The following is a 24,913-nucleotide window of genomic DNA, read 5'->3' on the forward strand; positions in this document are numbered from 1 at the left end:
GCATATAATTAGCCTATCAGGAACTTTTATTAATTATATTTGTTTTTGAAATATGACAACGCAAAATTTTGCGTTAGTATTGAAAATACCAGATCAATGACAAAACAAACCTTATCCTTCTCAAGGAAAGACTCGGCTAAGTTCTTCAGAACATTAAACAAACGCGTAAACGATTACTTTAAAGAAAATAACATAAAACGTACAGGTAACTGGAAATTATGGTTGAAAACTATAATCATGTTTTCACTATTCCTTTCTCCATACTTCTTAATTTTAACCTTAGACATCCCAGGATGGCTGCAATTATTATTAACAGTTGTTATGGGTATAGGAATGGCTGGTGTTGGAATGAACGTTATGCATGATGGAAATCACGGTTCATTCTCTAATAAAGAATGGGTTAACCGCTTAATGGGAAGTAGTATATACATTCTTGCTGGAAATGTTTACAATTGGAAAGTACAGCATAACGTATTACACCATACCTACACGAATATTCATGGCCATGACGAAGACTTAGAAGCAGGACGTATATTACGTTTCTCAAAGCATGCTGAATGGCGTAAATATCATAAATTTCAACATTACTACTCAGTATTATTATATGGATTACTAACGATAAATTGGGCTATTACTACAGATTTTCAACAAATGTATCGCTACATGAAACGTAAATTATCTTACGGAAAATTACCAAATCCTGTTTGGAACTGGAGTAAATTAGTAATCTCAAAACTGATTTATGTATCTATCTGGATTGTTGTTCCAATGCTAGTTTTAGACATTGCTTGGTGGAAGATTCTACTCGGTTTCTTTATCATGCATTATGTTGCTGGATTGATACTTAGTGTTGTATTTCAGTTGGCACATGTTATGGATGAAGCCGAAATGCCTTTACCTGAAAAAGATGGAACAATGAAAAACACATGGGCCATTCATCAATTAAAAACTACTGTTAATTTTGGTGCAAAAAGCAAGATTATTAACTGGTATACAGGTGGTTTAAATCATCAAGTTGAACACCATATTTTTCCGCATATAAGCCATATTCACTACGGAAAAATTTCTAAGATTGTTAGAGATACAGCAAAAGAATTCAATTTACCTTACAAAGAATACGAAACCACAAGAAAAGCCATTGTAGCCCATTTTAAATTCTTAAAAGAAATGGGAATGAAACCTGCAATGCGCTAACTGAAACTATTTTAAATGGCACAACTTTCAGATAGAGTTCTCAACATGGCTACATCTGCCACACTAGCTATGGCAGCCAAAGCACGAGAACTAAAAGCAGAAGGAAAAGATATTATTGGCTTAAGTCTTGGTGAACCAGACTTCAACACTCCCGACTACATTAAAGAGGCAGCTATACAAGCTGTTAACGACAATTATAACTCTTATACTCCTGTAGATGGTTATGTGGAGTTAAAAGATGCCATTATCAATAAATTTAAAAGAGATAATAACCTCGATTACAAACGATCTCAAATTGTTGTGTCAACTGGTGCAAAACAATCTCTAGCTAATATCGCTGCAGTATTACTTAATAAAGGTGATGAAGTTATTTTGCCTTGTCCTTATTGGGTGAGCTACAGTGATATTGTTAAATTAAATGAAGGCGTACCTGTTGAAGTTAAAACCTCTATAGAAAACGACTTTAAACTAACTCCTCAACAATTAGAAGCTGCAATAACACCCAAAACAAAAATGATTTGGTACAGCTCTCCTTGCAATCCAAGTGGATCCGTATATAGTAGAGATGAGCTGAGAGCTTTAGCTGATGTGCTTCAAAAGTATCCAAATATCATTGTAGTATCTGATGAGATCTATGAGCATATCAATTTTATAGGAGGTCACGAAAGCATGGCTCAGTTTGACGATATGTTTGATAGAACTATAACTGTAAATGGTGTTTCCAAAGCATTTGCCATGACAGGCTGGAGAATTGGTTATATTGGCGGTCCGGAACAAATAGCCAGAGCGTGCAACAAAATGCAAGGTCAAATGACTAGTGGTGCAAATTGTATTGCTCAGCGTGCAGTGATAACAGCACTTAACGAGCCTCCTTCTCGAGTACAATTCATGGTAGACGAGTTTAAAGTACGACGAAAATTAATTTTAGGTTTACTAAATGATATTGAAGGGTTTAAAACTAATGAGCCTGAAGGAGCTTTTTATGTATTTCCCGATGTCTCTTATTTCTTTGGAAAAACATTAAAAGGACAAAAGATAGAGAACGCTACAGATTTCTCCTTATACCTACTGGAACACGCCAATGTAGCTACAGTTACTGGAATTGCCTTTGGCAATCCAGATTGTATCAGAATATCATATGCTGCCTCTCAAGAGCAAATCATTGAAGCTATAAAACGTATTAAAGAAGCGGTTAGCTAGATGATATTGAAGTAAAATACACTTATTACAGAAATAATAAAAAGGAGCACAAAAAACACAGTAAAAATAAGCTGTTTTCTTTTGTGCTCTTTTTTTGCTTTTAATCGTATGCGCTCTAATAATTGCGGACTAGCATCAGGGAAATTAAATTCATGTTTCCTATTTTTTCCGTAACCGCCAAGGGTCTTTTTAAACCGTGATGACTTATCAAGCGTTATACTTTTATTGCTCTTTAATGAGCTTATCATTGATTCTCCTAATGGCATAGTTACGCTTTTATAATACCGTAAATAATAAGGGTTAAAATAAATATAATGATGACTATAGATCTAATACGATCCGTTTTCTGATCTTTAAGCATATCCTTTTTTATTTTTGATAAAACCTCAGGTGTAGCTTCAGGAAAGTCATAAACAGGCTTTTCAGCTCCAACACTGTTAAGGCTATCATTACTAAATGACTTTCGTTTTCTTCGTCTTCGTTTATTATTTTTCAAAGACGTAATCATGTGCATCATTGCTCCTTCTCCACCCATATCTACTGACTTAAGTATATTATATATAACATCATAAGAACTAAAGTTACAAAACCTATCACCAACTGCTTAATTAATAAGCGTCGGTTTTGGCGCTTCATCTTTATTCTAACTCGACGTAATACGTGTGGTGATACTTCAGGCAATACATATTGCTTGTAGGTACTCTTTTTTGAAGTTCCTCCTAACGACTTTGAAAATGGCTTGCGTTTTCCATCCTTTAAAAGCTTTCTGTTATTATTTATAACAGAGTTCATTGTTCCAATTGAGCTCATAATATCATATTTAATTCTGAAAATCTCAGACGTTTAACATTGTGATTAAAGTGTAAAATACTAATCGATGCTATATAAGCATCGACATTGTAGTATTTAAGAATGATAAAAGATAGTTTTGAGTTTGAGCTCAATCGTACCAGTTAAAAAGGTCCATTTGTATTAGTTTTTATAGGATAAATGCTAATACTGTTACAAAAACAGACAATTTTAAAAGTGTAGAGATACTTGAAGTAATTTGATATTGTCTGCTTCTTACACGTTGCTTGATACCAAAGATTGAATTTGAATCTGTATTGCTTAAATTACATTTAACAACAGATTTGTAGTTTGAGTTTAATAAACCTTCAGGTCTAATAAATTCTGATTCTAACCCATGATTGGGAAACGGTTCTAATTCTTGTGATTTTAATACTAATTCCATGATTGATTATTTAATTGATTACAACTATATGACGTATAATGAAATAAAATGTTACAAGCAGATGATCTTGTAAATCATTTATAATCAACATAAAACTCCTGAAATACCTATAAATATTAATATTTCCGAAGAAAAAAAAATTTGAAAAATTTCTGAAAATTTATCTGTTTCGCCAGAAAAAAGGAGTCAATAATATGAGCACAGTGAATAATTCTAAACGACCAATAAGCATCAAAAATGCCGACCACCATTTTCCTAAAGCAGGTAATGTCGAGTAGTTATTAACTGGTCCGAAATCTCCAAGAGCAGGACCTACATTTCCTAAACTTGATGCAGATAAGCCGACAGCCGACTCAAAATCAATTTGGAACATTGAAAACACCAATGCACCTACAATAAATGATAGCATATATAAGATGAAAAAACCAAGAATATTAAACACAATATCTCCTGAAACTGCTTTTTTATTGTAACGTACAGGAAGGATAGCATTAGGATGTAAAGCGCGTTTAAATTCAAGAAATCCATTTTTTATCATGATCATATGGCGAACAACTTTAACACCACCAGAAGTACTTCCAGCCGAACCTCCTAAAAACATAATTCCGAAAAAGAACACAACTAAAAAGGGCGTCCATAAGGTATAATCTGCAGTTACAAAACCTGTTGTGGTTATAATGGCGATAACTTGAAAAAGACCATGCCTAAACGATGCTTCTGCTTTACCCAATACCATAGGGTGATCGATTGATGAAACACCAAAATCTGCTTTGAAGTAAATAATAAGAGCTGCTATAATGGTAAATAAGCCTATAAACTTAAAATAGAGTTTAAACTCCTCATCACGAATCGCCTTTTGTACTTTTCCCTTAAATGCAAAGTAACTAAGTACAAAATTCGTTCCTGCTAAAAACATAAACACAATAATGATGTATTGAATAACTGGTTGACCATTCCAGTAAGCTACACTTGCATTCTTTGTAGAGAAACCTCCAGTAGAAAGCGTACATAACGAATGATTTATTGCATCAAAAAATGACATACCTGCTACTTGTAGTAATATGGTTTCGGCAGCTGTGTATCCAAAATAAATGAGCCATAATCGCTTTGCAGTATCAGTGATTCTTGGATGAAGTTTATCTGCATTAGGTCCTGGAGCTTCGGCAGCAAACAATTGCATTCCTCCAATACCAAGTAATGGCAGAATAGCTATAGCAAGAACAATAATCCCCATACCTCCTATCCAATGGGTCATACTTCGCCAAAACAAAACACCCTTTGGAATAGATTCAATATCATTTAATATACTGGCACCTGTGGTTGTATAACCAGACATAGTTTCAAAAAAAGCATCTGTAAAACTCGGAATTGATCCAGTGATCAAATAGGGCAAAGTTCCGGTCAACGCCATGACAATCCACCCAAAAGCAACTACAATGTAACCATCACGTTTATCAAGTTCCTTCTTATGATTTTTGGTCATAAGCATTGCAACAACACCTAAAAGAAGTACAATTATACCTGCACCAAATATCTCTAAAGTGACGCCATCTTTGTATACTAGGCTGATTATTGTTGACAATAGCATGAAACCACCATTGAACAAACATAACAATCCGAAGAAATGAAAAATAATTTTATAGTTGAGTTTCATGTATATATATCATTCAAAAGATATTAAAAAAAGAACCGCTCTACCTGAGTTATAGATCTCGGCAAACAACACACTACAACTTTATCTCCCATTTGTATTTGAAAATCACCTAAAGGTATAATACCAACATCATCTCGTATCACACCTCCAATAATTGCAGAACGCGGAAAATCCAGATCCTTGATTTTCTTTTGTGTAATCTTTGAATTTGAATTCACTTCAAACTCCAATAGCTCAGCATTCATATTGCTCAATTTGGTCATAGCTAACACCTCACCTCGTCTTATGTATCTAAAGATATTGTTAGCAGCCAAAAGTTTTTTATTAATTAATGTGTCGATTCCAATAGAATGAGACAATTGGTAATAATCCATATTCTCTACCAGAGCTATGGTTTTTTTAACACCTTTTGATTTAGCAACCAAACAGGACATAATGTTAGTTTCAGAATTTCCAGTAACAGATATGAATGCATCCATTTCAGAAATACTTTCTTCTTCAAGTAATTCTACATTTCTACCATCACCATTAATAACCAAGGCATTAGGTAAATCATCAGCACATTCAAAAGCTGTTTCTTTATCGCTTTCAATTAATTTGACTTTAAATTTACTCTCACATAAGTCTTTTGCGGTTTTATAACCAATATTGCTACCACCAAGGATCATTATGTTCTTTAGTTCTGTCTTGACCTTTCCTGATAGTTGAAACAATTCATCATCACCTCCTTTAGAAGTCATAAACACAACTTTGTCACCTTCTTTAAATTCGGTATCACCTCTAGGTATAATGGTATACTGTGTTCCAAAACGCTGAATTGCAATAGGCACAAAATGTAATTCTGGGAATACCTGAGCTGCTTCTCTAACCGTTTTTCCAACGAAACTTGCTGTTCTGGACAACCGTAAGCTTAGCATGGTTAATTTACCATCTTCAAACTCATAAGTGTCGTTAAACCCATATTGATTGAGAAGTAATTCAATTTCTGCTGCAGCTAAGGTTTCAGGGGAAATCAACTCGTCAATACCAAATTGGGTAAATCCAACTTTATCTTTTTGATCTAAAAACTCTGAGTTTGATATTCTGGCTATGGTCTGCTTAGCTCCTAATTGTTTTGCAAGCACACATGCAGTAATGTTTGTAGTTTCTGAAGAGGTCACTGCTATAAATAATTCAGCCGTATTTATTCTGGCATCGTTTAAAATGGCAATAGAAGTAACATCTCCTTTGATGACTCTGATATCAAGATGATCACTAGCATAAGCCAAGCTATTCTTATCTGTATCTATCAAGGTTATCTCCTGTGATTCATAAGACAATAACTTAGCCAAATGAAATCCTACTTCTCCAGCACCTGCAATAATTATTTTCATTGATATGTTTATTCAAAAAAACATACAAATATACTACAATATTATCTTATTAAAAGCGTCTTAAAAGTAATTGCAAATTACCTAAAGCTATTAGTTTTAAGTATATTTGCAAAAAAAAAGAATGTCCTCAAAAGTTACTCCATATAAGGATAGTGATTTGAATAAAAAGCAACAAGTCACCCAAATGTTTGATAATATCTCAAAAGAATACGATGGACTAAATCGTGTAATTTCTTTTGGAATTGATATAAAATGGCGTAATAAGGTGGTAGATCTTGTTTCTAAAACGCAACCGGAACGCATTTTAGATATTGCAACTGGCACAGGAGATTTAGCTATTAGTCTAGCAAAAACCAATGCTAAAGAAATCATTGGATTAGACATTAGCGATGGTATGTTGGAAGTTGGTCGAAAAAAAATAAAACATAAAGAACTTGATAACCTTATCAAAATGGTCATTGGCGATTCTGAAAGTTTACCGTTTGACGACAATAGCTTTGATGCTATAACTGTTGCCTTTGGCGTTAGAAATTTTGAAACTCTTGAAAAAGGTCTTGCCGAAATTTTTAGAGTACTTAAACCTAATGGGATATTTGTAATTTTGGAAACCTCAGTACCTACTAAAACACCATACAAACAAGGCTATAAATTCTATTCTAAATACATTTTACCTGCTATAGGAAAGCTCTTCTCAAAAGACCGATCTGCTTACACTTATCTCAGTGAATCTGCATCTGTTTTTCCTTATGGTGAGGTTTTAAACAATATTTTACGTAAAATTGGGTTTATTAACGTGCAAGACAAACCTCAAACTTTTGGTGTTGCCACAATTTATTCGGCATCAAAAGCATAACATGCAGAACACGTCATTAACGTGATATTTATGAAGAAAGTACTTATAGTTTTAGCCTTATTAATTGCGTCACAAAATGCATCAGCGCAATTATTTAGTAAAGAAAAAATAAGAAATCAGGAGAATTTTGATAAGAAATTATTGACTTGGGGATTTTATCTCGGACTCAATAATTACGATTATCAATTTAATTATGAAGAAGACCAACCAGACATATTAGTGGAAACTAATTTTGGGTTTAGTGTAGGATTAATATCTAATCTTAGAATTAATGATCACTTAGACTTAAGATTTGAACCTGGTCTTTTTATTACCCAAAGAAATTTACAATACGACCCAAGTTATTTTAATGGCTTTGAAGAACCTACTAGTTCTGATTTATTGCGTGAAGTGAAATCAACTTACGTTCATTTTCCATTATTGCTCAAAGTGTCAACTAAGCGTATTAACAACTTTAAACCATTTATTATAGGTGGATTTTCAACATCCTTGAATCTATCAAGTAATGAAGAAAATCCTGATGATAATGCTTCAGGTCAATTTAGAACCAAGAAGAACGTTGTATTTTACGAATTAGGTTTTGGTATAGATTTTTACAACCAATGGTTTAAATTCACACCTTCAATACGTGGTGTATTTGCACTTAATGATGAGCTAGTAAGAGATGAAGATCCTAATAGCCCATGGACAAGTAATATCACAACCATGAAAACTCGTGGCATCTTCTTAAATTTTACATTTCAGTAGAATGTCGTTTAAATTCATTTAGAACAATAGCGGTTGCTGTTGCCACATTTAAACTTTCAGTAGCTTTTAAATCGCCAAATCTAGGAATACTTAGTTTTGTGGTGACTAATTGCTCTATGGCTTCAGAAATTCCATTTGCCTCATTTCCCATGATAATAATACCTTCCTCTGGTAAGCTTTCATTATAAATATTTTGACCATCCATAAAAGTGCCAAAAACATCAATAGTTGATACTTCAATAAAAGATTTCAAATCCAGATACTGAACCTCAACTCTGGTCAAAGAGCCCATTGTAGCTTGCACCACCTTAGAATTGTAACAATCCACAGTTGCTTTACTGCAAATGAGATGTCGTATTCCAAACCAATCACACAATCTGATAATAGTCCCTAAGTTTCCTGGATCTCTAACATCATCTAGAGCTAAAACCAATCCGTCAAAAGTACCATTGCTTGTCTTCGGAATTTTGAATACTGCCACAGCTGTATTAGGAGTTTTAAGACTACTTATCTTTTGAAGTTCTTGCTCTGAGATCTGTATGATTTCAGCATTAAAAATAGGTTCTGTTGAAAACAATTGGTATAACTCATAATGAGAATTCAAAAACTCTTGAATACCTTTTATACCTTCAACCACGAATAATTGATGCTGCTGTCTAAACTTTTTTTGGTTTAGACTCGTAATTAATTTTATGTGGCTCTTTGTTAACATCAAAATCTATTTACTTTTGTTAAGATTATAAATATATCACAAAGTAAAACTTTTTTGGTCTATTATTTGTTATATAGAGAACACAATAAACAGTAAATTTGGGTAGAACTTAAATGCAAACCTTTTCTTTTTTGAAATTTCAATTTACCAGAATCACAGTCCTTTGTATGATATGTACACTCATGTCTTGTGATGTCATGAAACGTGTCAAAAAAGACGAGCATTTATTGATGAACAATACTGTATTAGTAGATGACAAAAAAAATAATACAGAAACAGTCACAGACCTCATTTATCAAAAACCCAATGGTACTTTATTAGGAATTCCTTTGCGATTACACATTTACAATTTAGCAAGACCTAATATTGATTCTATTTTAAATGCAAGATATCGCAATCCTGATGATCCAAATACTGGAGCTAAAAACCTATTATCAATAAAACAATACGAAGCCTGGATAAGGTCTAAGAAAAACTTCAATTCATGGTTAAAAAAGACAGGAGAAGCTCCAGCTATTTACAGTGAAGAACGCGCAGAAAAAACAACCAATGCACTCAAGAAATATTATTTCAGTAAAGGATGGTTTAATGTCCAGACGTCATTTGAAACAGAAAAAGACAGTAATCAGAGAGCACGAGTAACCTTTAAAGTAGACCGAGGTGACCCTTATATATTAGATAGTATCGAAGCGTTTGTAAAAACACCAATTATGGATTCGCTTTACAGGTCTTCTTTAGAAAAAGGTGCTCTAATTAAAAAAGGACAACAATACGATGAAGCAAATTTTGCTGCCGAACGAGATAGACTTACAGAACGACTCAGAAATTCTGGTTTTTACCATTTCGGTCAAGATTACATCACCTTTGATCTTGATACTTTAGGAACCAATAAAAAAATAAATACTGAATTATACATTGCTGACAGAGCTATAAGAACCGAAGACTCTATAACACGAATTCCGTTTAAAATCTATAAAATCAAAGATGTGAATATTTTTCCTGATTTTAAGAATGAAAATAGAGATTCCACCATTACAGATTCGGTACAATTTAAAGATTACAACCTGTATAGTTTTGACAAATTAAAGTATAGACCTAAAGCTATAACTGATGCCGTATTTATTCATAAAGGAGATGTGTTTAAGGATATTGATAGAACTAGAACCTATCGCTATTTAAGCGAATTACAGGCTTTTAGATATCCACGAATTGAATACATCGAAAATGAAAATGACACAACACTTACTGCAAATGTATATTTAGTTCCTAGAAAGAAGTTTGAACTTACCAGTAGTTTTGAAATCTCACAAAGTAATATTCAAACCGTAGGTTTTGCATTTAGTACTGGACTTGTGATTAGAAATATTTTTAGAGGAGCTGAAACGCTAGAAATTTCTGCTCTTGGCGCTATAGGTTCTTCCAGAGATGCCTCTGACACTAAAGACCAATTCTTTGACATCAATGAGCTTGGAGGAAACTTAAGGCTTAAGATTCCTCGGTTTTTTCTTCCGTTTAATACGGAAAGAATCATTCCAAAATATATGTCGCCAAGCACAAGAATTACGCTTAATGCAACGAGTCAACGTAATATCGGATTGGATAAACAGGCCTTTACAGGAACTGTAAACTACAATTGGTATCCGTCTACTAAGGTGACCAATAATTTGGACCTTTTTAATGTTCAGTTTGTAAAAAATCTAAATACGGCAAATTATTTTGGTGTCTATCAAAACTCCTTTGATCGATTAAATCAAATTGCTCAAAACATTGGCTACACCACAGATGATCTGAGCATACCGAATGAAGCTGACATGTTTATTAGTGATGTTGTAAACGGCAACACTTCCTTGACCTCAACTGATGATGATTTTATAACGGTTAACAATATCAAGCAACGTAAAGACCGACTTACGGAAGACAACCTTATTTTCTCATCCAGTTTCAATTATGTCAAAAACAGGCGTGAAAATTTATTTGATAATGATTTCTCAATACTGAGATTGAGACTTGAATTAGCAGGAAACCTACTTTCCAATTTATCTAATGTATTTAATCTTTCGAGAAATGACGACGGACGATTTGAAATGTTTGGCGTGCCTTTTTCACAATATGTTAAAACCGAAGTAGATTATGTAAAGCACTGGGATCTGGGTAGGAAAAATGAACTGGCTATACGAAGCTATTTTGGTATTGCTATTCCTTACGGAAACTCTAATAGTATTCCTTTTGCTGAAAGTTTCTTTGCTGGTGGTCCAAATGATATTAGAGCATGGACAGCCTATAACCTCGGACCAGGTAGTTCGCTATCCACTAATGAATTCAACGAAGCCAACTTAAAAATCACACTTAGCGCCGAACAGCGTTTTAATCTATTGGGCAGATTTAATGGTGCTGTTTTTGTAGATGCAGGAAACATCTGGAATGTGTTTGATAATGTAGAAGATGAACGCGCCACTTTTAGTGGTTTAAGCTCATTAAAAGATATTGCTGTAGGTTCAGGTTTTGGTATTCGTTATGATTTTAGCTTCTTTGTTCTCAGAGGCGATATAGGTTTTAAAACTTACGACCCATCGAGAGAATTAGGCAACCGTTGGTTTAAAGATTACAATTTCAGTAATGCTGTCTATAATATTGGTGTTAACTATCCTTTCTAAACCTTTTTTTTTGATCTGAAACGATAACGTTTTCGTGAACTCAATCCATTTCTAAGTCTCAAAAAATCTGAGATGTTAGTCAAATTTTCCTTATTTTTGACTTTTAATTTTCAACCAAAATAAATCATGAGTCATACTATAAAAGCAGGAGTAGCTACAGGACGTGAAGTTCAAGAAATCTTTAAACTAGCAAAAGAAAAAGGCTTTGCTTTACCAGCAGTAAACGTCATTGGGTCTAACACCATAAACGGTGTTCTAGAAACTGCAAAAGCACTAAATGCACCAGTTATTATCCAATTTTCAAATGGAGGTGCACAATTTAATGCTGGAAAAGGATTAAGCAATGATGACCAAAAAGCTGCAATTGCAGGATCTGTTGCTGGCGCAAAACATGTACATCTTATGGCAGAAGCTTATGGAGTTCCTGTAATTTTACATACTGACCATTGTGCTAAAAAATTATTACCATGGATCGATGGTTTATTAGACGCAAGTGAACAACATTTTAAAGAGACTGGAAAACCACTTTACAGTTCTCACATGATCGATCTTTCCGAAGAACCTATAGAAGAAAATATCGAGATTTGTAAAGCGTATCTTGAACGCATGAGTAAAATGGGAATGACTCTTGAAATTGAATTAGGAATCACTGGTGGTGAAGAAGATGGTGTTGACAATACAGATGTAGACGATTCTAAATTATATACTCAACCTGAAGAAGTGGCCTATGCTTACGAAGAGCTTATTAAAGTAAGTGACCAATTTACAATTGCTGCTGCCTTCGGAAATGTGCATGGTGTTTATAAACCAGGAAATGTAAAATTAACACCTAAAATTCTTAAAAACTCACAGGAATACTTATCTCAAAAACACAATTTACCTCATAATCATATTGATTTTGTATTTCATGGTGGATCTGGATCAACAGTTGAAGAGATCAGAGAAGCTATTGGATATGGCGTTATTAAAATGAATATCGATACTGATATGCAATATGCATTTATGAGTGGTGTTCGTGATTATATGGGAGAAAAATCGGAATATTTAAAAGCTCAAATTGGAAATCCTGACGGAGATGATGTTCCAAATAAGAAATATTATGACCCTAGAGTTTGGCTTAGAAAAGGTGAGCAAGCATTTGTTGAACGTTTAAAAAAGGCGTTTGAAGACCTTAATAATGTAAATACTTTATAACTTTGCACCACTAACTACTAATTAAAACAATGTTTAATGTCTTGGTTTAAAAGAAAAGATAAAGGAATACAAACATCTACTGAGGAGAAAAAAGACACACCCAAAGGGCTGTGGTACAAGTCTCCAACAGGCAAGATTGTTGACACAAAAGAATTAGAGCAAAACTTCTATGTGAGTCCTGAAGATGGGTATCACGTAAGAATAGGAAGTAAAGAATATTTCGAAATTTTATTCGACGATAATAAGTTTAAAGAATTAGATCCTGGATTAACGTCTAAAGATCCACTTAAATTTGAAGACACTAAAAAATATCCAGACCGCTTAAAAGCTGCTCAGGAAAAAACCAAACTCAAAGATGCGGTTAAAACAGCTGTTGGAAAATCTAAAGGAAAAGACTTAGTCATTGCTTGTATGGATTTCTCTTTTATTGGAGGTTCTATGGGTAGTGTTGTAGGTGAAAAAATTGCCAGAGCTGCAGATTATGCACTAAAAAAGAAAACACCTTTTATGATCATCTCTAAATCTGGAGGTGCGCGTATGATGGAAGCTGCTTTATCATTAATGCAATTGGCAAAAACTTCAGTAAAATTAGCACAATTAGCTGATGCTGGAATACCATACATCTCGTTATGTACCGATCCCACTACTGGAGGAACCACAGCATCGTTTGCTATGTTAGGCGATATCAATATTAGTGAGCCTGGAGCCTTAATTGGTTTTGCTGGACCTCGTGTTGTAAAAGACACAACAGGACAAGAATTACCAGAAGGTTTTCAAACCTCAGAGTTTTTATTAGAACATGGATTCTTAGATTTTATTACACACCGAAAAGATCTCAAAGACAAGGTGAATTTGTATATCGATTTGATCACAAATCAACCTTTAAGAGCATAATTACTCTTATATCTTTTAAAAAAAAGCGAGCCTAGTGGCTCGCTTTTTTTGTCTTCCGAAGAAGTAAAAACTAATTTAAGGTCACATCAATCACATTACCATTATTAGTTGTAAAGGTGGCTTGATTATCACAATCTCCATCTCCATAATCAAAAGTTCCACCAAAATTTGTACGTTGTACATCTACACTTCCACTAACTAAGTAGAAACAGATTACTTCTCTTCTAAGAGGTGTTAGTACTTCATAGGTATGCTGATTTCCATTTACAAACGTTGTTGACCAGTTTCCTGTAATCTCAAAAACATTATCGCTAAAAACACCACTTCCAAAACCTTCAACCCATTCTCTTACGCGAAGGCCTTCTCTACTCGCTTGTGCACCATTAGGCCAAATTACAGTTAGATCTAAAGTGTGAGTAAATTGCGGATTTCCATTCTCATTGGACAATTCTCTTAATATAGTTTTGCTTCCCAAAACATTTTTGGCGTCAAAGAAAAAGTCTACAAGATCATAAGTAATCAGTATTTGTTGTGCTTCGGGATCTCTGGTGTAAGAGAATACAATTTGTCCTTTTAATAAATGACCATGTACAACACACCCTTCGGTACCGAAATCGACAGTTACTTCTCTAAAAAATTGTTGTGCTACAACTGTAATAGTAACACAATCAGGTAATGCTGACTGCTCTTGAGACTGACGATCTAGATTATCAGACTCTTCCAACTCATAGGCATCAATAATAATATCACCTACAACATTTGCAGCGACATCAATTTCAGATGATAATCTAACTTCAGTAATTTCAGTCTCCTGAGGATCACTTACAGTGTTGTTGTCACTAGTACAACTGGTAAATGTCAAACCTAAAACCACAAAGGCTAACATCAATTTTGGTACTACTTTCATTACGTTACGCAATCCAATTTTGTTGTTTGAATTGAGTTCATGATTTAAAAAATTCATAATTGCTAATTTTAATGTTAATATGATGTTAAGACTACCGAAACCTCAAAACGTTTAATTTTCAGAATAAAAAAATGAAAACACATCTTCAAATGGTTGCAAATGGTTAAAAATTACTATATTTGCCGCTTGAAAGAAAGACTTTCAACGTACATAACAATCATTTACAATAATATTAGCATGTATTTAGATCAAAAAGAAAAAGAAGCCATCTTCAAAAAACATGGCAAAAACGCACAAGACACTGGAACTGCAGAAGGTCAGATTGCATTATTCACTTACAGAATTAACCACTTAACTGAGCACTTAAAAAACAATCGTAAAGATTATAACACAGAGCGTTCATTAGTAAAGTTAGTAGGTAAGCGTCGTGCGTTACTTGATTACTTAACTAAGAAAGATATCATGAGATATCGTGCGATAGTAAAAGAATTAGGATTAAGAAAATAATATCAAAGAGGCTTCGTGCCTCTTTTTTTTATATACCCAACTCTTACGATAGAGTATAACCATCGTAGATAAGAAGCTGAATTCCGAATGAATTTCGGAGCAATAGGTTTTTCATTGGTCACGACATTTACAATGTCACACAACAACTACAACAACACAACGACCATTGTTTAACATTGTTCAGGCATGACTATTAGTGCTTGAACCAGAATTAAAAATTTATGATTCCAAAAACATTTAAAGAGGTCATTGACCTTGGTGACGGTAGAGAAATTTCTATTGAAACCGGAAAACTTGCAAAACAGGCGCATGGTAGCGTTGTTGTGCAATCTGGAAAATGTATGTTATTATGTACAGTAGTTTCCAATTATCATCAGGCAGATGTTGATTTTTTACCATTAACTGTAGATTACAGAGAAAAATTTGCTTCGGCTGGACGTTACCCTGGAGGTTTCTTCAAAAGAGAAGCAAGACCAAGTGATGGTGAAGTATTAACAATGCGTCTAGTAGACCGTGTATTACGTCCACTATTCCCAAAAGATTATCACTCTGAAACTCAAGTGATGATTCAATTGATGTCTCATGACGAAGACGTAATGCCAGATGCTATGGCAGGATTAGCAGCTTCTGCAGCTATACAATTATCAGATTTCCCTTTTGAATGTCCGATCTCTGAAGCCAGAGTTGGTCGTATTAATGGTGAATTTATCATCAACCCAACACGAGCGCAGCTTGAAGAATCTGACATCGATATGATGATTGGAGCATCGGCTGACTCAGTAATGATGGTAGAAGGTGAAATGGATGAAATTTCTGAAGAAGAAATGGCAGAAGCGATCAAGTTTGCACATGAAGCTATTAAAGTACAATGTGCGGCTCAAGTAAGATTAGCAGAAGCTTTCGGTAAAAAGGAAGTCCGTGAGTACGATCCTGAACGTTCTGATGAAGATTTAGCGAAGAAGATTCACGATATGGTTTACGACAAAACCTACGCAATTGCAAAAGCAGGTTCTGCAAAGCATGAACGTGGTGCTGCATTTAGTGAAATAAAAGAAGAAGTTTTTGAATCCTTCTCTGAAGAAGAGCAAGAAGATTTAGGAAAGCTCATCCACAAATATGTAGCTAAGGCTCAAAAAGAGGCTATTAGAAACCTGACTTTAGATGAAGGGCTACGCTTAGATGGTCGTAAAACAGATGAGATTAGACCAATTTGGTGTGAGATAGATTACTTACCATCTACACATGGTTCAGCAATCTTTACACGTGGAGAAACTCAAGCACTAGCCACAGTAACATTAGGAACATCAAGAGAAGCAAATCAAATTGATATGCCATCTTATGAAGGTGAAGAGCGTTTCTATTTACACTATAACTTCCCTCCGTTTTCAACAGGAGAAGCAAGACCAATTCGAGGAACATCAAGAAGAGAAGTAGGTCATGGTAATTTAGCACAACGTGCATTAAAAGGAATGGTTCCTGATGAATGTCCTTACACAGTAAGAGTTGTATCTGAAGTCTTAGAATCTAACGGATCGTCTTCTATGGCAACTGTATGTTCAGGAACAATGGCACTAATGGATGCAGGTGTTCAATTAAAGAAGCCTGTTTCTGGTATTGCAATGGGATTAATTTCTGATGCAGAATCTGGAAAATATGCTGTACTATCTGACATCTTAGGTGATGAAGATCATTTAGGTGATATGGACTTTAAAGTGACTGGTACTGCAGATGGTATCACAGCCTGCCAAATGGATATCAAAGTGAAAGGTTTATCCTATGAGATTTTGGTAAATGCACTTAAGCAAGCTCGTGATGGTCGTTTACACATCTTAGAAAAATTGACTGACACCATTGCTACACCAAATGCAGATGTTAAAGCTCATGCGCCTAAAATGGTAACAAGACGAATTCCTAATGAATTTATTGGTGCTTTAATTGGCCCAGGAGGAAAAGTCATTCAGGAATTACAGAAAGAAACCAATACAACTATTGTAATCAATGAAGATCCTGTAACTGAAGAGGGAATTGTTGAGATTTTAGGTGTTGGTTCTGAAGGTATAGATGCTGTTCAGGCAAAAATAGACTCTTTATTGTTTAAGCCAGAAGTTGGAAGTGTTTACGAAGTTAAAGTAATCAAAATGTTAGATTTTGGAGCTGTAGTTGAGTACACTGAAGCACCAGGAAATGAAGTTTTATTACACGTAAGTGAACTGGCTTGGGAACGTACAGAAAACGTATCTGATGTTGTGAACATGGGAGATGTTTTTGATGTGAAGTATTTTGGTATTGATTCTAGAACTCGTAAAGAGAAAGTATCTAGAAAAGCTATTTTACCAAAACCAGAAGGTTATAAACCAAGACCTCCAAGAGATAACAACAGAGGTGGACGTGATAACAACAAAGGTAGAGATAATCGCGGACGTGATAATCGCCGTGATGATCGTAAACCAAGACATGATGACAAGAAAGAAGATTAATTTCTTTTCTCAATAATTAAAAAAGCCTCACAAATTGTGGGGCTTTTTTTGATTAAAACCTATAACTAATTTTAGGTATAAGGGCTAGTGTCCCAATATCTTCTCTTAAAGCACCTTCTATCTTATAAGGCGAATATTGCAAATCAAAGCTAAATGTAAACTCTGTATGTTCTGAAAATTTATGTTTTAATTCTACACCAGGCATTAATAAGAATGCAGTAATAAGCTCATATTTATTCTCATCATCTTCTCCACTATAAAATGGATTTCTCGCATCTGTTGTAATAGTTGATGCACCTATACCTAAACCAAAATCAACCTTTGATTTCTGAGAATTATACATACTTTTTTTAAACCTTAAAAACAGATTAAACATCAGTGTACTCTTGGCTTGAACTGTATCTATAGTACGTAAATACAAAAAATCATCTTGTTGATTTGGAATTACAAATTGAAATACTCCATCAATCGACTTTCCTTTTTTAAGCGGAAAATTAGCATTGAGTTCAAACAAAGGTGCATTTCCAAAATAACGCTGTAGCTTTCCCTGAGGTATAAACACTCCTGTACCAAAATTCACTGTTATGGTTTTAACATATGCATCTACACTATCATAATACTGCTTACTGCTTGTTACCTTAATGGTATCATTTTGAGCTGGCAAAACAAATACAATACAATACATGATTAATAAAATGACTCTAGTTTTCATAAGTTTTAGATTTAATATTAATCCAAAATTATTGCTATAATCACATTTTTATTTGTCATTAATACGAATAAAAGATATATTATTTGTGATAATCACAAATATTAATACCTTTAGATCATGTTTCAGTCTAAGTTTTTAAAAGAAATCCAGTCGCAATTACCAGGCAATACTTCTCTGATAGATGCTATAGCTACAGCTTTAGATATTAGCTACGATGCAGCGCATAGGCGTACAAGTTTAAAAAGCAAATTGTCCATTGATGAGTGTATTATTTTAGCTAAACACTATCATATTGCACTGGATAGTTTATTTGAGACCACTGAAAAGAGCTTTATTTCCGTAGAAAAAACAAAGCATATTCATAATGAAAAAGAACTTGAAGACTACTTTAAAACCTCCTATGACTCCTTACTACCTTTATTACAACAACAAGCTAGTAGGATTTTGTACTCAGCAAAAGACATCCCTTTATTTTACACCATTGGCGATGACATTTTGAGTCGCTTCAAAACTTATGTGTGGTTAAAGCTTTTAGACAATTCATTTAATACAAAAACCTTTGAACAGTTTTCACCTGGTGTTGGCCTTATAGAAGCCGCTAAAAATCTAAAAGGTTTGTACCAGAATTTAAATACTATTGAAATCTGGGATATTACTACTGTAAATAGTACACTTAAACAAATTCATTTTTACAATCAGGCTGGTCAGATTAGTAACTCAATAGCCATAGAATTATGTGAAGCTCTCAAGGTTTTGATGAAAACCATTTCAGATCGTGTTGATGTAAATGCTTCACATTACCAAATGTATTATAACGAACTATTATTGATGAATAACAACGTGTTAGTGTCAACACCAAATCAACAGTCTTTATATGTTCCATTTTCCATTCTATCTTATTATCTAACGAGTGATACAATTACATGTCAGCAAGCAGAAGCATATCTCAACCAGCAATTGCAACACTCCAAATTACTTAATACTTCTGGAGAAAAGGAAAAACGCACATTCTTTAATAGAATCAATGCTAAAATTGATGCTTTAAAACAGCTTATTGAAGCTACTCAGGTATTAGATTTCGAATAGTTTTAAATTTTAACGCAACCTTTTTGACATCTCCAAGTCTATAGGAAAACAAGCGTTATGAAACCCTCAAAAATTTTACTTCTTATCTGTAGTGTGGTAATCACATCATGTGCATACGACCTTGATGATAATCTCCTCAGTGAAAATCCAAATATGGATACTGTTGAAATTATTGCAGCAGACTCAGACCTATTTGATAATTTGGTAGGCATAACCAACGATGAAGATCGCCCTGACCAAAGTATTACATGTATTAATTTTATATATCCACTAACCCTTTTTGCTTTTGATGAGAACGACGAATATCTATATACATCAGGAATTGATGATGACGATCAATTTAGTAGTTTTCTGGAAACTATTGACGAAAACTATTCCATTAGTATAAGCTTTCCTATTACCAGCACACTGGATTCTGGTGAAACTTTTGAAATTAATACTAAAGCAGAACTTAAAGAAGCTATTGACAGTTGTTTAAGTATTGAAATGGTTGGCGAATGTCAAACAATTATACGTGAATGTATTTGGAAAGTAGGCTATAGTTTTATCGATGACAACAGTTATCTGGGAAGCTTGATTCAAGAGAATGACGGATTTACAACTTTAAATCATGAGGGCGAACTGTATACTGGATCCTGGACTCCGTTTACCATAGAAAATGAATTACATATTAATCTGAATATTATCGATACCACTGCTGTTGGTAATTACTTTAATTTTGATTGGAAAGTAGAATATCTGGATGCTAATTCTTTAAAACTTAAACATTTTGATCGTGAACTGATTTTAAATCAGCGATGCGATCCAGAATTTGCCGACTGCGGAAATTTTAATTTCGAAGCATGTGAAACCGAATTAAACAGTGGAATTTCTGAATTTATTCTGAATGATTATACCGCTTGCATTTTTGACACGCTTGAGTTTGATAACACAAATAATAACTACGACATTTCCTACCATGAAACAGAAGCGGATGCCTTACTAATGACAAACCCAATAGTTTCAGAAGAGCCCTACTCCAACATTGAAAATGATCAGATCATATATGTCAGAATTAATGATAGTGACACCGACACACAATATTATGTCTTAATCACACTCTCTTCAGTTAACTGCTAAACACAAAACATATCATGAAAAACTCAGCATTATTTATTACTACACTATTGGTCGTCTTTATTTTTGGATGTTCTTCAGATGAGACTCAAACTCCTAATGATCCACCAGAAACAAACGTATTGATCTCAGAGTTCACCTATTCTGAAGTTAGTCCGTTAACACAAGAGACCTCTGTCTCTAAAAATTATCTATTAGAGAACAATAAAATAATGAGCTCAACACATTTTGCCCAATCTTTTAATCCAGGTGTTGATGATGTCATGACTAATGATGTTTACAGCTATGCTAATGATCAAATTTCAGAGATCACAACCTTTGATAATGGAAGTGTCATTAGAAATATAAAATACATCTATGATTCTAATGGAGATCTTACGGAATACATCAACAGATTTAACAATTTGAATACGCAGCAATCCTTTTATGACAAACATACATTAACTCATACTGCTGATACTGTTTTTGTAGAACGCAGACGAAGCACCGATGGAATAAATTATAACACACTTGTTTCAGATTTAAAAATGGTATTGGATCTTAATGATAATAGAACCTATTTTCAAACCTTTAATTACATCAACATTAATGATCAAATAGAAATCAAATCAAATAGTTATGATGCCAATAATAATATGGTAAGTCAGGAGACTTCGACAATCTATCCTGACGGATCAACTTTTTTCTCTAATCTACAAACCTACACCTATAACCTTAACCATAAAAACACCTTACATTACATTAATGAAAATACATTTGGGAGAAAAAATATAATGCTTTTATACCATCTTGAATTAGATGTTTTAAATAACTTCAATCCTAAAATGCTTTCCCCAAATACAATGATTGACTTTAGCTTAACTTCACCTGGCAGTATTACTTTTCCTATTGATATTAATAGTACAACTAATGATGAAGGATATGCTACTTTTGATGAATACACTGCTTATCTAGAAGATGGTACATCAATAGCTTCAAAATTTACAATAGAATACGTATTTGAATAACTATAATATTTGAATTTAAAACAATTAATAAAAGCTTGTAAAAAGCACAACTTAAAGGCACAGAGTCAATTATACCAAATGTATAAAGATGACATGTTCACCCTATGCTTAAAGTATTGTAAAAATAAAGAAGAAGCTCAAGACAATTTACAAGATGCTTTTATAGACATCTTTAGCAATATAAAATCTTATAAAGGGGTAGGTTCTTTTGAAGGTTGGATGAAACGCATCACTATAAATAAAGCCATAGACAAATACAAAAAAGACAGCCATTTAAACATTGTCATTAATAACGATTTATTAAAAGATACAATTATCGAAACTAGTACTATAGATCACATTCCTTTAGATCAAATATTAAAACATATTCAGGATTTGCCTCCAAGATATCGTATGGTATTTAATCTGTATGAACTTGACAACTACTCACATAAAGACATAGCTGAACTTTTAAATATTAGTGTAAACACCTCTAAATCAAATTTACATAGAGCAAAGAACATACTACAAACCAAGATGCTAAAACCAACGAATGTATCATCTAAAAACCTGACATCTAATGGAAACTAAAAAAGATATTGGAGCAGCTGTAAAAAACAGATTAGATCACTTTAAGGATAGTCCAGATGATTTGGTATGGACTCATATTGAAGCCAAATTAAAAAAGAAGAAGAAAAAAAGAGCTTTCATTTTTTGGATGTCTGGTATTGGTCTTGTTGTATTAACGCTAATGCTTTGGATAATCAACCCTTATGATAATCTAAATGAAAATAATACTACTAAACCAGAATTTAATACTGTTAACATTAACCAACCAGATATCCAAAAAGACTCTCCTGCCAATAGTGTTACTGCTACTTCAGGACAAACTGATAGCGCTATAGATGAGAGACCTAATAACAACATAATTACTTCGAACCCTTTAAATACCAATGAGGAGAAGATCAATCAAAATACCAAAAGCACGTCAGTTATATCTACGAGTACTACTGCTAATTCAAGAAAGGCAAATAACTTACAAATAACTCAAAACACTAATAGCAATACATCAGAGAGTGATAACACTGCTATCCTTTCAGATACTTCTAAAAAATCATTGGATGAGAAGAGTACATCAGAACATAGATTAAACGAAGATGTTACTATTTCCGAAGAAAAGAACACTAACAAAAGCAGACAACTTTCTGATAGAGAAAAAGCCATCATTCGACGTGACAGCCTAATTACAGCAAATAAAAAGAAAAGAGATTCTTTAAAATTAGAACAAAATTCAAAATTAGCTTCCGAAGAAAAGTTAAATGATTCTATAGAACTTGATGACCAGTCACGATGGACAATCATGCCTCAGGCTACACTCTCTTATTATGGTGCTTTAAACACAAAAACAACAGATAATTTCTCATTTAATTACGGTCTGTTAGCAAGTTACAAAATGACCAAAGAAACCTATATAAGAATTGGTATTAGAAAATTAGAATTAAATCAAACTATAGATATTGATGGCACAGAGCGACTAGTAGAGTATCTTGAATTTCCTCTGGAAATAAAATACACACCCAAACAACATAAAATAAATCCGTTTATTATTGGTGGATTGAGCTATTTTAAACTAGATAAAAACTCAAATAACAATGCTTTAAATTTTGAATATAAAGCTACTATGTCATTAAATCTTGGATTAGGACTTGAAACTAAGATAATCAAAGACATCTACTTTAACACTGAAGCTGTTTTCAATTACCAAATCAAGCCATTCTCAAGAAAGAACAGTGTAGAACCATTTATTTTTTCGGTCCATACTGGTCTTGAATATCGATTTTAATTCCTTCTGAAATCGTAGTAATATTTGCATAAGTCAGAGTTTTTCTTATATTGTAAGCTATGATACATTCAGATAAAGAAAAATATATAGACATTTTAAAAAACTCGGTAGACTATCTCGAGCAACATGGATTTGAAAACATTAAGGCAGATGCTGAAGGTTATGAAACACCAAAATCGTTCATTAAAAAAGGTAGTGAAGTGACGATTACTCCAGACATTGTAGCTGAAAAGGAAGGTCGCAAATATTATTTTGATATTAGCTTAAAAAGTGTAAAACCAAAACTATTAAAATCTAAATGGTTATTTCTCAATACACTTAGCGCTCTTAAATCGCATCGTTTCAGATTAATTACAACTAGAGGTCACTACAAATTCACAAACGAAATGTTAGATGACATCAACCTCAATGACAAAAAATTAATCAAAATTTAAATTAATTTTCATTTTCTTGTAACATTTTTAGCACTTGTTACGTATAACTATATAGTACAATACATTTACCCAAATTTTAAAGGAGATAATTAAATGAGACAACTAAAAATTACGAAGCAGGTTACTAATAGAGAAACTGCATCGTTAGACAAATATTTACAAGAAATTGGAAAGGTTGACTTAATTACTGCTGATGAAGAAGTTGAATTAGCTCAACGTATCAAAGCAGGAGATCAAATTGCTTTAGAAAAATTAACCAAAGCTAACTTACGTTTCGTAGTTTCTGTAGCAAAACAATATCAAAATCAAGGTTTAACCTTGCCAGATTTAATAAATGAAGGTAACTTAGGGCTCATAAAAGCGGCACAACGTTTTGATGAAACTCGTGGTTTTAAATTCATTTCTTATGCTGTATGGTGGATTCGTCAATCGATTCTTCAGGCATTAGCCGAACAATCTCGTATTGTACGTTTACCATTGAATAAGATTGGATCTATTAATAAAATAAATAAGACCTTTGCCTTTTTAGAGCAAAGTCATGAGCGTCCTCCAAGTGCAGAAGAAATTGCAAAAGAGTTGGATATGACTATTAACGATGTTAAAGAGTCAATGAAAAACTCAGGACGTCATGTTTCAATGGATGCGCCTTTAGTTGAAGGTGAAGATTCTAACCTATACGATGTATTACGTAGTGGAGAATCTCCAAATCCTGATAAAGATTTATTACATGAATCTTTACGAACGGAAATTGAACGTGCACTAGAGACCTTAACACCACGTGAAGCTGATGTAATCCGATTGTATTTTGGCTTGGGAAATCAACACCCAATGACCTTAGAAGAAATTGGAGAAACATTTGATTTAACGCGTGAGCGTGTAAGACAAATTAAAGAAAAAGCGATTCGTAGATTAAAACATACGTCTCGTAGTAAAATATTGAAAACCTATTTAGGATAGTAATTATTTAATAGTAATTACGACTAAATTAAAGCAACAACAGTTACACATAACTGTTCGTTTTTTGATTGATGAAAGAACCCAGAGCTGATTACTCTGGGTTCACTTCTTTTATAACTTTATGTTTCTGAAATTTAGCCTATTTACATCCAACCAAGAAGCACAAATAAGCCATACAT

Annotated in this window: 25 protein-coding genes; 16 read left to right on the forward strand and 9 right to left on the reverse strand. The window is 33.5% G+C overall.

Annotation, left to right across the window (positions count from 1 at the left end):
- The first annotated feature begins 96 nt into the window (after positions 1 to 96).
- A complete protein-coding gene (locus Q0951_RS14835; RefSeq protein WP_299338451.1) occupies positions 97 to 1,194 on the forward strand; it encodes an acyl-CoA desaturase in 1,098 nt (365 codons plus the stop codon).
- Between the two features lie 15 nt (positions 1,195 to 1,209).
- On the forward strand, positions 1,210 to 2,394 hold the full coding sequence (locus tag Q0951_RS14840) for a pyridoxal phosphate-dependent aminotransferase (protein WP_299338454.1): 1,185 nt from the start codon (positions 1,210 to 1,212) through the stop codon (positions 2,392 to 2,394).
- Here the strand turns inward: Q0951_RS14840 and Q0951_RS14845 are convergent.
- The 6 genes from Q0951_RS14845 to trkA form a co-directional block, all read right to left on the reverse strand.
- Complete coding sequence (locus tag Q0951_RS14845) at positions 2,391 to 2,660, reverse strand: hypothetical protein (protein ID WP_299338456.1); 270 nt, start codon at positions 2,658 to 2,660, stop codon at positions 2,391 to 2,393. The genes Q0951_RS14840 and Q0951_RS14845 overlap by 4 nt on opposite strands.
- A 2-nt stretch (positions 2,661 to 2,662) precedes the next feature.
- Positions 2,663 to 2,929 carry a hypothetical protein gene (locus Q0951_RS14850; protein ID WP_299338458.1) on the reverse strand — a complete coding sequence of 89 codons (267 nt, stop codon included), beginning with the start codon at positions 2,927 to 2,929 and terminating at the stop codon, positions 2,663 to 2,665.
- 2 nt (positions 2,930 to 2,931) lie between these two features.
- Entirely contained in the window at positions 2,932 to 3,204 is a 273-nt protein-coding gene (locus Q0951_RS14855; protein WP_299338461.1) for a hypothetical protein, read from the reverse strand.
- Positions 3,205 to 3,373: 169 nt separating this feature from the next.
- A complete protein-coding gene (locus Q0951_RS14860; protein ID WP_299338463.1) occupies positions 3,374 to 3,628 on the reverse strand; it encodes a hypothetical protein in 255 nt (84 codons plus the stop codon).
- Between the two features lie 160 nt (positions 3,629 to 3,788).
- Entirely contained in the window at positions 3,789 to 5,282 is a 1,494-nt protein-coding gene (locus Q0951_RS14865) for a TrkH family potassium uptake protein (RefSeq protein WP_299338465.1), read from the reverse strand.
- Positions 5,283 to 5,305: 23 nt separating this feature from the next.
- Positions 5,306 to 6,655 carry a Trk system potassium transporter TrkA gene (gene trkA, locus Q0951_RS14870; protein ID WP_299338468.1) on the reverse strand — a complete coding sequence of 450 codons (1,350 nt, stop codon included), beginning with the start codon at positions 6,653 to 6,655 and terminating at the stop codon, positions 5,306 to 5,308.
- Positions 6,656 to 6,776: 121 nt separating this feature from the next.
- On the opposite strand from trkA, the gene ubiE reads away from it, so the two are divergent.
- Together ubiE and Q0951_RS14880 are read left to right on the forward strand one after the other, a co-directional pair.
- Positions 6,777 to 7,508 (forward strand): bifunctional demethylmenaquinone methyltransferase/2-methoxy-6-polyprenyl-1,4-benzoquinol methylase UbiE, encoded by a 732-nt coding sequence (ubiE, locus tag Q0951_RS14875; RefSeq protein WP_299338470.1) that lies wholly within the window; start codon positions 6,777 to 6,779, stop codon positions 7,506 to 7,508.
- A 30-nt stretch (positions 7,509 to 7,538) separates the two neighbouring features.
- Entirely contained in the window at positions 7,539 to 8,255 is a 717-nt protein-coding gene (locus tag Q0951_RS14880; protein WP_299338473.1) for a porin family protein, read from the forward strand.
- Here Q0951_RS14880 and Q0951_RS14885 read toward each other — a convergent pair.
- Entirely contained in the window at positions 8,242 to 8,967 is a 726-nt protein-coding gene (locus Q0951_RS14885; RefSeq protein ID WP_299338475.1) for an RNA methyltransferase, read from the reverse strand. The genes Q0951_RS14880 and Q0951_RS14885 overlap by 14 nt on opposite strands.
- A 131-nt stretch (positions 8,968 to 9,098) precedes the next feature.
- Between Q0951_RS14885 and Q0951_RS14890 the strand changes: the two genes are divergently transcribed.
- From Q0951_RS14890 to accD, 3 genes are all read left to right on the forward strand, one after another.
- Positions 9,099 to 11,621, forward strand: coding sequence for a BamA/TamA family outer membrane protein (locus Q0951_RS14890; RefSeq protein WP_367179769.1), 2,523 nt, complete (start codon positions 9,099 to 9,101; stop codon positions 11,619 to 11,621).
- Between the two features lie 126 nt (positions 11,622 to 11,747).
- Complete coding sequence (gene fbaA, locus Q0951_RS14895) at positions 11,748 to 12,815, forward strand: class II fructose-bisphosphate aldolase (protein WP_299338477.1); 1,068 nt, start codon at positions 11,748 to 11,750, stop codon at positions 12,813 to 12,815.
- A gap of 36 nt (positions 12,816 to 12,851) precedes the next feature.
- Positions 12,852 to 13,709 (forward strand): acetyl-CoA carboxylase, carboxyltransferase subunit beta, encoded by an 858-nt coding sequence (gene accD, locus Q0951_RS14900; protein ID WP_299338480.1) that lies wholly within the window; start codon positions 12,852 to 12,854, stop codon positions 13,707 to 13,709.
- A gap of 70 nt (positions 13,710 to 13,779) precedes the next feature.
- On the opposite strand, the gene Q0951_RS14905 is transcribed toward accD, so the two are convergent.
- On the reverse strand, positions 13,780 to 14,673 hold the full coding sequence (locus Q0951_RS14905; RefSeq protein ID WP_299338483.1) for a hypothetical protein: 894 nt from the start codon (positions 14,671 to 14,673) through the stop codon (positions 13,780 to 13,782).
- 180 nt (positions 14,674 to 14,853) lie between these two features.
- On the opposite strand from Q0951_RS14905, the gene rpsO reads away from it, so the two are divergent.
- Both rpsO and Q0951_RS14915 read left to right on the forward strand, forming a co-directional pair.
- The gene (rpsO, locus tag Q0951_RS14910; protein WP_299338603.1) at positions 14,854 to 15,123 is read left to right on the forward strand and encodes a 30S ribosomal protein S15; all 270 of its coding nucleotides are present in this window, start codon (positions 14,854 to 14,856) and stop codon (positions 15,121 to 15,123) included.
- A 221-nt stretch (positions 15,124 to 15,344) separates the two neighbouring features.
- Positions 15,345 to 17,600 (forward strand): polyribonucleotide nucleotidyltransferase, encoded by a 2,256-nt coding sequence (locus tag Q0951_RS14915; protein ID WP_299338486.1) that lies wholly within the window; start codon positions 15,345 to 15,347, stop codon positions 17,598 to 17,600.
- A 52-nt stretch (positions 17,601 to 17,652) separates the two neighbouring features.
- Here Q0951_RS14915 and Q0951_RS14920 read toward each other — a convergent pair whose 3' ends face one another.
- Positions 17,653 to 18,312: a hypothetical protein gene (locus tag Q0951_RS14920; protein WP_299338489.1), complete on the reverse strand. Its 660-nt coding sequence runs from the start codon at positions 18,310 to 18,312 to the stop codon at positions 17,653 to 17,655.
- Between the two features lie 117 nt (positions 18,313 to 18,429).
- Between Q0951_RS14920 and Q0951_RS14925 the strand changes: the two genes are divergently transcribed.
- The 7 genes from Q0951_RS14925 to Q0951_RS14955 all read left to right on the forward strand — a co-directional run bounded on the left by Q0951_RS14925 (position 18,430) and on the right by Q0951_RS14955 (position 24,734).
- Positions 18,430 to 19,398, forward strand: coding sequence for a hypothetical protein (locus Q0951_RS14925; RefSeq protein WP_299338490.1), 969 nt, complete (start codon positions 18,430 to 18,432; stop codon positions 19,396 to 19,398).
- Positions 19,399 to 19,455: 57 nt separating this feature from the next.
- A complete protein-coding gene (locus Q0951_RS14930) occupies positions 19,456 to 20,517 on the forward strand; it encodes a hypothetical protein (RefSeq protein WP_299338493.1) in 1,062 nt (353 codons plus the stop codon).
- Between the two features lie 14 nt (positions 20,518 to 20,531).
- Positions 20,532 to 21,521 carry a hypothetical protein gene (locus tag Q0951_RS14935; protein WP_299338496.1) on the forward strand — a complete coding sequence of 330 codons (990 nt, stop codon included), beginning with the start codon at positions 20,532 to 20,534 and terminating at the stop codon, positions 21,519 to 21,521.
- Positions 21,522 to 21,530: 9 nt separating this feature from the next.
- A complete protein-coding gene (locus tag Q0951_RS14940) occupies positions 21,531 to 22,091 on the forward strand; it encodes a sigma-70 family RNA polymerase sigma factor (protein WP_299338498.1) in 561 nt (186 codons plus the stop codon).
- Positions 22,081 to 23,343: a hypothetical protein gene (locus tag Q0951_RS14945; protein WP_299338501.1), complete on the forward strand. Its 1,263-nt coding sequence runs from the start codon at positions 22,081 to 22,083 to the stop codon at positions 23,341 to 23,343. The genes Q0951_RS14940 and Q0951_RS14945 overlap by 11 nt, the downstream gene beginning before the upstream one ends.
- A 59-nt stretch (positions 23,344 to 23,402) precedes the next feature.
- Positions 23,403 to 23,777: a hypothetical protein gene (locus Q0951_RS14950; RefSeq protein ID WP_299338504.1), complete on the forward strand. Its 375-nt coding sequence runs from the start codon at positions 23,403 to 23,405 to the stop codon at positions 23,775 to 23,777.
- Positions 23,778 to 23,870: 93 nt separating this feature from the next.
- Complete coding sequence (locus tag Q0951_RS14955) at positions 23,871 to 24,734, forward strand: sigma-70 family RNA polymerase sigma factor (protein WP_094967995.1); 864 nt, start codon at positions 23,871 to 23,873, stop codon at positions 24,732 to 24,734.
- The last annotated feature ends 179 nt before the right edge of the window (positions 24,735 to 24,913 follow it).

Origin of the sequence: uncultured Psychroserpens sp., assembly GCF_947501425.1 — a bacterium.
Taxonomy (GTDB): domain Bacteria; phylum Bacteroidota; class Bacteroidia; order Flavobacteriales; family Flavobacteriaceae; genus Psychroserpens.